Raw genomic sequence first — 8,708 nt, forward strand, 5'->3', positions numbered from 1 at the left:
CCTTCGCGCCCCTGTCCATCGACACCTACCTGCCCAGCCTGCCGTTGATCGCCGGCGACCTGGGGGCCGGCGCCGGCGAGGTGCAGCTGACCATCAGCCTGTTCCTCGCCGGATTGTGCCTGGGCATGCTGTTCTACGGGCCGCTGTCGGACCGCTTCGGCCGTCGCCGCCTGCTGCTGGGCGGCATCTGCCTGTACCTGCTGGCCACCCTCGGCTGCCTGTTCGCCGGCAGCGCCTCGGCGCTGATCGCCTGGCGCTTCTTCCAGGCCCTGGGCGGGGCGGCGGCCTCGGTGCTGGCGCGGGCCATAGTGCGCGACCTGTTCCCCCTGCAGCAGTCGGCGCGGGTGCTTTCGCTGATGCACCTGGTGACCATGCTCGCCACCCTGGTGGCGCCGCTGCTGGGCAGCCTGCTGGCCCAGGCCGCCGGCTGGCGCGCGGTGTTCGCCGTGCTCTTCGCCTTCGCCGCGGCGTGCCTGCTGACCGTGCTGTGGCGCATACCCGAGAGCCTGCCGGCGGAGCACCGCGGGCAGTCGGTGGCGCAGGTGTTCCGCGCCTACGGGCGCATCCTGCTGCAGCCCGGGGCGCTGGGCTACATGCTGTGCATGGGCCTGTCGTTCGGCGGCATGTTCGCCTTCATCACCGCCTCGCCCTTCGTCTACATCGAGTATTTCGGCGTTTCGCCGCAGGCCTATGCCTGGCTGTTCAGCCTGAACATCGCCGGCATCATCCTGGCCACCAGCCTCAATGCGCGCCTGGTGGGGCGGCTCGGGCCGCAGCGGATGCTCGCCTTCGGCGCTGCTCTGGCCGCGCTGTCGGGGGCGCTCCTGCTGGGCTGCGGCTTCGCCGGCTGGGGCGGGCTGCCGGCGCTGGTGCTGGGCGTGCTGCTCTACGTCAGCGTCACCGGCCTGCTCGGCGCCAACTGCGTGGCCAGCCTGCTGGCGCTGTTCCCCCGCGAGGCCGGCGCCGCCGCCGGGCTTGCGGTCACCGGGCAGTTCGCCCTGGGGGCGGCCTGCAGCGCCCTGGTCGGCGCGCTTTCCGACGGCAGCCCCTGGCCGATGTGCCTGGTGGTCGGCTGTGCCGGCCTCGGCTGCCTGCTGGCCTTCCTCCTGGCCCGCCGGCACGCTCCGCAGCCGCTGGCGGAGGCCGCCTGACCTAGGCCGGCTGTTCCTCCGCCCGCGCCGCCCGGCGCAGGCCCTGCCAGGCGCAGTAGGCCAGCAGCAGGGCGCCGGCCACCGCCATCGCCCAGGGGCCGCCGTAGCGCGCCGCCAGCAGCCCGGCGAGCAGGCCGCCGATGGCGTCGAAGCCGAAGCGCGTGGCGGTGTAGATCGACACCACGCGGCCGCGCAGTGCCTCCGGCGCGCTGCTCTGGATGACGATGTTGGTGCCGACGTTGTTCACCGTGACGCCGAAGCCCAGCACCGCCATGGCCGCCAGCGACAGCGGCAGGTTGCGGCTGAGGGCGAACGCCAGCAGGGCGCCGGCGCTGGCCAGGGCGGAAAGCAGGATGATCCGCGGCAGCCGCGCCGGGTCCTGGTGCTGCGCCAGGAACAGGCTCGACAGCAGCGAGCCGAAGCCGGCCGCGCCCCACAGCCAGCCGAGGGTGCGCGCGTCGCCGGCGAAGACGTCGCGGGCGAACACCGGCAGCAGCGCGGCGTAGCTGGAAGCGGTGAGGTTGACCAGCAGCACGCCGAGCATCAGCTGGCGCACGCTCGGCGTGCGCAGGGCGTAGTCCAGGCCCTCGCGGAACACGCTGCCCATGCTGCCGCTGGCGCGCACCCCGGGCGCCAGGCGCACCCGTAACAGGCCGCCCACCAGCGCCAGGTAGGACAGGGCGTTGAGGGCGAAGCACAGGCTCTCGCTGGTCAGCCCCAGCAGCAGCCCGGCCAGCGGCGGGCCGACGAAGCGCGAGCAGGTGAACAGCGAGGCGTTCAGCGCCAGGGCGTTGGGCAGGTCGGCGCGGTCGTCGACGAAGCGGCTGAGCAGCGATTGCCGCAGCGGCGTGTCGAAGGCGCTGAGCACCCCGAGCAGCGCCGACATGCCGACGATCAGCGTCGGGGTGATCAGCCCGCTGGCGGTCAGCCCGGCCAGGGCCGCGGCCTGCAGCGCCATCAGGCTCTGGCTGGCGAGCAGCAGGCGGCGCTTGTCGTGGCGGTCGATCCAGGCGCCGGCCAGGGGGCCGATGAACAGCTGCGGCAGCAGCGCCACGCAACTGGTGATGCCCAGCAGCGCCGCCGAGCCGGTCAGCCGGTAGACCAGCCAGGCCAGCGCCACCTGCTGGACCCAGGTGCCCAGGGTGGAGATCGCGTGGCCGGCGAAGTACAGGCGGAAGTTGCGGTGACGCAGCGCGCGCAGGCTGTTCGGCCAGGAACGGGAAGCGGACATCGGCGGCTCGCTCGGGCGAAGGATGAAGGAGGGGAGGCGGCCATCATAGCGGAAATTTTCCGTCAGAACGTTTAGATGTTAATGAAAGCCGCGCGGCGCCTGGCCTGGCGCCGATTTCAGCGCTTCCGGGCACCGGGAAATCCCATGAAAAGTGCAATCGAGTCCGCGGAAGTTGCATTCAAGGCGCCGCCGTACGGCTCCCATAATCGGCCCTGCCACTCTCGCCACGAGAGCCCTGCCGCCAGTCGCCAAGCACTTCGCGACGGCGGTGCGCCTCCAATAACAATCAAGGGCCGCCAAGATGAAAAAGCCAAACCCCCTGCTCGAAGACCTGAAATCCGTCCTGCCCGCCATCGCCGCCAATGCCGCCAAGGCCGAACAGGCGCGCACCGCACCCGCCGAGAACATCGCCCTGCTCAAGGGCATCGGCATGCACCGCGCCTTCCAGCCCAAGTGCTACGGCGGCATGGAAATCTCCCTGCCCGAGTTCGCCGACTGCGTGGTCGCCCTGGCCGGCGCCTGCGCCAGCACCGCCTGGGCCTTCAGCCTGCTGTGCACCCACAGCCACCAGCTGGCGATGTTCTCCAAGCAGCTGCAGGACGAGGTCTGGGCCGAGAACCCCGACGCCACCGCCAGCAGCAGCATCGCCCCGTTCGGGCGCATCCAGGAGGTCGAGGGCGGCATCCTGTTCAACGGCGAGATGGGCTGGAGCAGCGGCAGCGACCACGCCGAATGGGCCATCCTCGGCTGCCGCCGGCAGAACGCCGAGGGCGAGCAGGTGTACTGCTTCGCCGTGCTGCCGCGCAGCGACTACGAGATCCGCGACGACTGGTACGCCGCCGGCATGAAGGGCAGCGGCACCAAGACCCTGGTGGTGAAGGATGCCTTCGTGCCCAACCACCGCATCCAGGCGGCCAAGGACATGATGGAGGGCCGCTCCGCCGGCTTCGGCCTGTACCCCTACAGCAAGATCTTCTACACCCCGTACCGCCCGTACTTCGCCAGCGGCTTCGCCTCCATCGGCCTGGGCATCGCCGAGCGCATGCTCGAGGCGTTCAAGGAGAAGACGCGCAACCGCGTGCGCGCCTATACCGGCGCCAGCGTCGGCACCGCCACCCCGGCGCTGATGCGCCTGGCCGAGTCCACCCACCAGGTGGCCGCCGCCCGCGCCTTCCTCGAGAAGACCTGGCAGGACCACGCCGAGCATGGCGAGCGCCATGAATACCCCAGCCGCGAGACCCTGGCCTTCTGGCGCACCAACCAGGCCTACGCGGTGAAGATGTGCATCCAGGCGGTGGATCGCCTGTTCGAGGCCGCCGGCGGCACCGCCTGGTTCGAGAGCAACGAGATGCAGCGGCTGTTCCGCGACTCGCACATGACCGGCGCCCACGCCTACACCGACTACGACGTCTGCGCGCAGATCCTCGGCCGCGAGTTGATGGGCCTGGAGCCTGATCCGAGCATGGTCTGAGCCACCACGCCCAGCCTGTTCTTCGTAGGAGCGAGGGGGACGCCTAGTTCTTGCTCGCGAACCGACCCCGCTGCGGAATCCGTTCGCGAGCAAGCTCGCTCCTACAAAAGCGCTGCCCGCAGCTGAATCTTCTCAATCCCGCCGGCCCCTGCGCCGGCGCGGAGGAACCGCCATGAACCAGAACAACGAAGCGGGCCTGGACCCGCGTGCCTTCCGCCGTGCCCTGGGCAACTTCGCCACCGGCGTCACCGTGATGACCGCCGCCGCCGACGGCGAGCGCGTCGGCATGACCGCCAACAGCTTCAACTCGGTGTCCCTCGACCCGCCCCTGGTGCTCTGGAGCATCGACAAGCGCGCCACCAGCCTGGCGGTGTTCGACAAGGCCAGCCACTACGCGGTGAACGTGCTGGCCGCCGACCAGATCGACCTGTCCAACCAGTTCGCCCGGCCCAGCGCCGACAAGTTCGCCGGCGTGGCCTGCGAGGAGGGCGCCGGCGGCGCGCCGCTGCTGCCGGACTGTGCCGCGCGTTTCCAGTGCGAGATGCAGCAGAAGCTGGACGGCGGCGACCACTGGATCCTCATCGGCCGCGTGCTGGCCTTCGACGACCTCGGCCGCGCGCCGCTGCTCTACCACCAGGGCGTGTACTCCAGCGTGTTGCCGCACCCGCGCCTGCGCGAGGCCCAGGCCGGGGTGCCGCGCACCGCCTTCCAGGGCCGCCTGAACCACAACCTCTACTACCTGATGACCCAGGCGGTGCGCTGCTACCAGGCCGACTACCAGCCGCGGCAGGTGGCCAGCGGCCTGCGCACCAGCGAGGCGCGCATGCTGATGGTGATGGAGAAGGACGCCAGCCTGGACACCACGGCGCTGCAGCAACTGGTGGCCATGCCGCTGCGGGAGATCGAGGAGGCGCGCGCCAACCTCGAACGCAAGGGCCTGCTGCAGGTGGGCGAGGGCGGTTGCGCGCTGACCGCCGCCGGCATCGACCAGGCCGAGACGCTGTGGGGCATCGCCGAGGAGCAGCAGGCCAAGGTCTTCGCGCGCTTCAGCGCCGAGCAGATCGAGGCCTTCAAGACGGTGCTGCGCGGCCTGGCCCAGCCGCTCTGAGGCTCAGAAGCGCTCGCTGGGCAGCAGGTAGCGCCACTGCCCCTGTTCCATCTTGCCCATGGACACGCCGCCCAGGCGCAGGCGGCGGATGGCCACGACAGCCAGGCCGACCTGGCGGCACATGTCGGCGATCTGCCCGGGGCGGAAGCCCTTGCCGGCGAAGCGCAGGCGCGTCTCGTTCTGCCAGCTGACCTTCAGCGCCGGCAGCGGCCGGCCCTGGTACAGCAGGCCATGGCGCAGGCGCGCCAGGCCGGCGTCGTCGAGGCTGCCGCTGACTTCCACCAGGTATTCGTGCTCGATGGTCGCCGCATCGTCCTGCAGGCGGTGCAGCACGCCGTAGTTCTGGGTGAACACCAGCAACCCGCTGGCCGCGTCGTCCAGCGGGGTGACGCTCTGCTGGCGGGCGAAGTGCTTGCGCAGCGGTTGCTGGTCGGAACTGTCGGCCTCCCAGCGGTGGGCGCTGTCGAGCAGCGCCAGGGCCTGCTCGGCGGTGCAGCCGGCCGGCTTGTACAGCAGCAGGGTGGCCGGCGGGATGGGCGCCGGGATGGCGCCGGGCAGCAGCTCGATGCGCTGCTCGGCCACGCGGAAATGCGGTTCCTCGACGCGTTCGCCATCCACCGTCACCCAGCCCCCCTCGATGTACAGCTCGGCCTCGCGGCGGGAGCAGGGCAGCAGTTCGGCGAGGCGCTTGGACAGGCGGGTGGTTTCGGTCATGACGGGGAATCGGCGGCGGGAAGGGCCGCCATTGTACTCCTTGCTCAGCCCGGCAGGCGGATGACGTGGCCCTCGTCGGCAGACACCCGGCCGTGCAGCAGGTCGGCGACCACCCGCTGCGCCGCCTCCAGCCCCTCGGACTCCACCACCCGCAACAGCGGCTGCGGGCTGCGGCTGACGCGCCGGTAGAAGTCCAGCAGGCCCTCGCCGATGTACTGGCTGACCTTTTCCGGGCCCCAGTCGGCGTTGCGCTTGCGAATCTGGACGGGCGCGAAGAACAGCTGTGGCCCGGGCCCCTGCAGGGCGCTCAGGTCGGCCGGCGCGGCCACCTGGGCGGAGCCGGCCATGCAGCTGTAGCGCAGGCTGTCGGCGAAGTGCCGGTGTACGCGCTCGCGCAGCGGCAGGTCGCCGGCGAAGTCGACGTAGAGCGTCGGCCGGCTGGCGTCCAGCTGCTCCAGGTCGGCATAGGATCGCACCTGCTGATAGCAGCCCAGCCCGGCGACGAAGTCGAGGTTGCGCGGCGAGGTCAGGCCGATGCGCTCCACCGGCGCGCCTTCCAGGCACACGGCGGTGCCGTAGGCGGTCTTGCTGGAGGCACTGGAGAACACCAGGCGCTCGGCGCCGAAGTAGTCGTTGTCGGCGAGGAAGTCGGCGAGCATGGCCGAGGTCAGGAACAGCGGCTTGAGGAGGATCTGCAGGTTCTCCTGGTCCTCGCGGTAGTAGGCGTCCCAACTGCAGCGGGTGTACTGGTTGTAGGCCGAGACCAGCGCCTGGCGATGCTCGGCGCCGTCGTAGAAGCCGCGCTCGCTGACGCGCTGCGGGCGCACCAGCAGGTGGCTGGCCAGGGGGAAGTAGCCGTAGAAGCGCTCGCCGACCGCCACGCCGGGCACCGTCGAGGCCAGCACCCGGGCGAAGCCCCAGGCCGGGATCTGCCCCCAGGCCTCCTCGCCGCTGGGGAAGAACTGCCAGTACTGCATGGAATCGCCGAAGGCAGCGTAGGTGATGTTGTTGGTGGTCAGTGCGCAGCGCTCGATCACCAGCAGCGCCTCGCCATCCTGCAGCGGCAGGGGCTGCTCGTGGTGCTCCAGGCGGCCCTGGTCCAGGGCGTTCTTGTGGTTCAGCAGGCGTGTTACCGTGACGCTTCCTTCCATTTTCCGGCTCCTTCTCGACAGGGGATTGGGCTGCCTACAGCCTAGCGAAGCGCGATGCACGACGGGTTCGGAAAACGCCACAAGCCGGCCAGCACGGCGCCGGGGCCGCGGGCCAAGCCGCTGAAGCGGCCGACCCAGGCCCGCGCGCGCTTCACCGTGGAAGCCATCTACGAGGCCTTCGTTCGGATTTGCCGGCGCGACGGCTGGGCCGGCGTCAGCACCCGCGCCGTGGCCCTGGAGGCCGGGGTGGCGGTGGGCACCCTGTACGACTACTTCCCGAGCAAGGAGGCACTGCTCTCCGGCTACGTGCGGCACTGCCTGGAGGCCTTGGCGGCGCGCATCGACAGCGAGGTGATAGCGCCGCCGCTGGACTGGCGCGAGCGCGTGCGCCGCCTGCTGGCCCTGGGCGCAGGCCTGGGCATGCCGCTGGCCGACGGCGAGCTGCTGCAGCTGGAACAGCGGATCGCCGAGGCCAAGCACCACCAGCGCGTCTTCGAGGAACTCGCCGGCAAGTGGCGCGAAGCGCTGCAGGCCTGCACCGACCTGCCGCGGCCGGTCGACGCGGCCACCGCCCAGGCGTTGTTCATCGCCACCTGGGGCGGCTGGCGCTACGCCCTGCTGCTGGGCCTGGACGAGGCGCAGCGGCAGCACTGGCAGGCCGGGCTGGAACAGTTGTACCTGGCGCGCCTCGGGCCCTGAGCGTTCAGGGCGAAACGTCCCCCGGCTCCGGCGGCCGGGCGCCCTCGCGGACCCAGGTCATGAACAGCTGGAAGCCCAGGGCCAGCACCACCGGGCCGATGAACAGGCCGATGATGCCGCCGGTGAGCATGCCGCCCAGGGCGCCGAGGAGGATCACCGGCATCGGCACGGCCACGCCGCGGCCGAGCATCAGCGGCTTGAGCACGTTGTCGGAGAGCCCGGCCAGCACCGTCCAGATGGTGAAGACCACCGCGCTGACGGTGCCGTAGTCGCCGCTCCAGAACACGTAGACGATGGCCGGCAGCGAGATCACCGCGGTGGGCAGCTGGACGATGCCCAGCAGCAGCACGCCGAGGGACAGCAGCCCGGCGGCGGGGATGCCCATGACGATGAAGCCCAGGCCCAGCAGCAAGGTCTGGATGAAGGCCACGCCGACCACGCCCTGGGCCACCGCGCGGATGGTCGAGGTGCTCAGCCGCGCCAGCTCCGGGCCGCGCTCGGGGCCGGAGATGCGCACCGCGATGTCCTCGGCGGTGCGCGCGCCCAGCGGGCCGTAGGCCATGATCACGCAGGCCACCAGGAAGGCGCCGAGGAACTGCAGCAGCTCCATGCCCACGCCGGCGGCCTTGGCCAGCACCGTGCGGGCCACGCCCTGCAGGTGCGGCGCGGCCTGCTGGGCGGCGCCGAGGAAGTCCTCGGCCAGGCGCAGCCAGGCGTTGTAGATGTAGGGGCCCACCAGCGGCCAGCTCGCCACCGCCTCGGGCGGCGCCGGCACGCGCAGGCCGCCGGCCTGGAAGCGGTGCACCAGGTCGGCCACCGAGTCGGCGATGGAGAAGCCGATCAGCACCACCGGCACCAGCAGCAGGGCCAGGCCGAACAGCGCCAGCAGCGTCGCCGCCAGGGCCGGCCGCTCGCCCAGGCCGCGTTGCAGCATGCCCTGCAGCGGGTAGAGGGTGACGGCGAGGATCAGCGCCCAGAGCATCAGGTCGAGGAAGGGGTGGAAGATGCGGAAGCAGAACACCGCCAGGAACAGGATGAGCCCGGCGCGTATCAGCACGTCCAGCAGGTTGCGCGACAGTATCCGGTCCGCCGATGGCAGCATGGCATCTCTCCTTGGAAAGCCTCGTGGGGTTCCTCAGAGCATTGGCCGTGCGCGCTGGAATGCAAGTCGGGCGGGGGAAAT

8 protein-coding genes are annotated in these 8,708 nt (G+C 71.0%); 4 read left to right on the forward strand and 4 right to left on the reverse strand.

Annotation, left to right across the window (positions count from 1 at the left end; translation table 11 throughout):
* Positions 1-1,151, forward strand: a 1,151-nt coding sequence (locus tag DK254_RS17785) for a Bcr/CflA family multidrug efflux MFS transporter (protein WP_109935776.1), incomplete at its 5' end; no start/stop codon positions are given.
* Between the two features lies 1 nt (position 1,152).
* Here DK254_RS17785 and DK254_RS17790 read toward each other — a convergent pair.
* A complete protein-coding gene (locus DK254_RS17790; RefSeq protein ID WP_109934844.1) occupies positions 1,153-2,382 on the reverse strand; it encodes an MFS transporter in 1,230 nt (409 codons plus the stop codon).
* Positions 2,383-2,683: 301 nt separating this feature from the next.
* Here DK254_RS17790 and DK254_RS17795 point away from each other — a divergent pair, with 301 nt between their 5' ends.
* Both DK254_RS17795 and DK254_RS17800 read left to right on the forward strand, forming a co-directional pair.
* Positions 2,684-3,853: a p-hydroxyphenylacetate 3-hydroxylase oxygenase component gene (locus tag DK254_RS17795; protein ID WP_109934845.1), complete on the forward strand. Its 1,170-nt coding sequence runs from the start codon at positions 2,684-2,686 to the stop codon at positions 3,851-3,853.
* Positions 3,854-4,025: 172 nt separating this feature from the next.
* The gene (locus DK254_RS17800; RefSeq protein ID WP_109934846.1) at positions 4,026-4,961 is read left to right on the forward strand and encodes a p-hydroxyphenylacetate 3-hydroxylase reductase component; all 936 of its coding nucleotides are present in this window, start codon (positions 4,026-4,028) and stop codon (positions 4,959-4,961) included.
* Positions 4,962-4,964: 3 nt separating this feature from the next.
* Here DK254_RS17800 and DK254_RS17805 read toward each other — a convergent pair whose 3' ends face one another.
* Positions 4,965-5,675: an rRNA pseudouridine synthase gene (locus tag DK254_RS17805; protein ID WP_109934847.1), complete on the reverse strand. Its 711-nt coding sequence runs from the start codon at positions 5,673-5,675 to the stop codon at positions 4,965-4,967.
* 44 nt (positions 5,676-5,719) lie between these two features.
* A complete protein-coding gene (locus tag DK254_RS17810; protein ID WP_109934848.1) occupies positions 5,720-6,826 on the reverse strand; it encodes a DUF2855 family protein in 1,107 nt (368 codons plus the stop codon).
* Positions 6,827-6,880: 54 nt separating this feature from the next.
* On the opposite strand from DK254_RS17810, the gene DK254_RS17815 reads away from it, so the two are divergent.
* Positions 6,881-7,525 carry a TetR/AcrR family transcriptional regulator gene (locus tag DK254_RS17815; protein WP_109934849.1) on the forward strand — a complete coding sequence of 215 codons (645 nt, stop codon included), beginning with the start codon at positions 6,881-6,883 and terminating at the stop codon, positions 7,523-7,525.
* A 4-nt stretch (positions 7,526-7,529) separates the two neighbouring features.
* Here DK254_RS17815 and DK254_RS17820 read toward each other — a convergent pair whose 3' ends face one another.
* A complete protein-coding gene (locus DK254_RS17820) occupies positions 7,530-8,627 on the reverse strand; it encodes an AI-2E family transporter (protein ID WP_109934850.1) in 1,098 nt (365 codons plus the stop codon).
* Between the last annotated feature and the right edge of the window lie 81 nt (positions 8,628-8,708).

This window comes from Pseudomonas sp. RW407 (genome assembly GCF_003176655.1).
In the GTDB taxonomy this organism is placed as follows: domain Bacteria; phylum Pseudomonadota; class Gammaproteobacteria; order Pseudomonadales; family Pseudomonadaceae; genus Pseudomonas; species Pseudomonas delhiensis.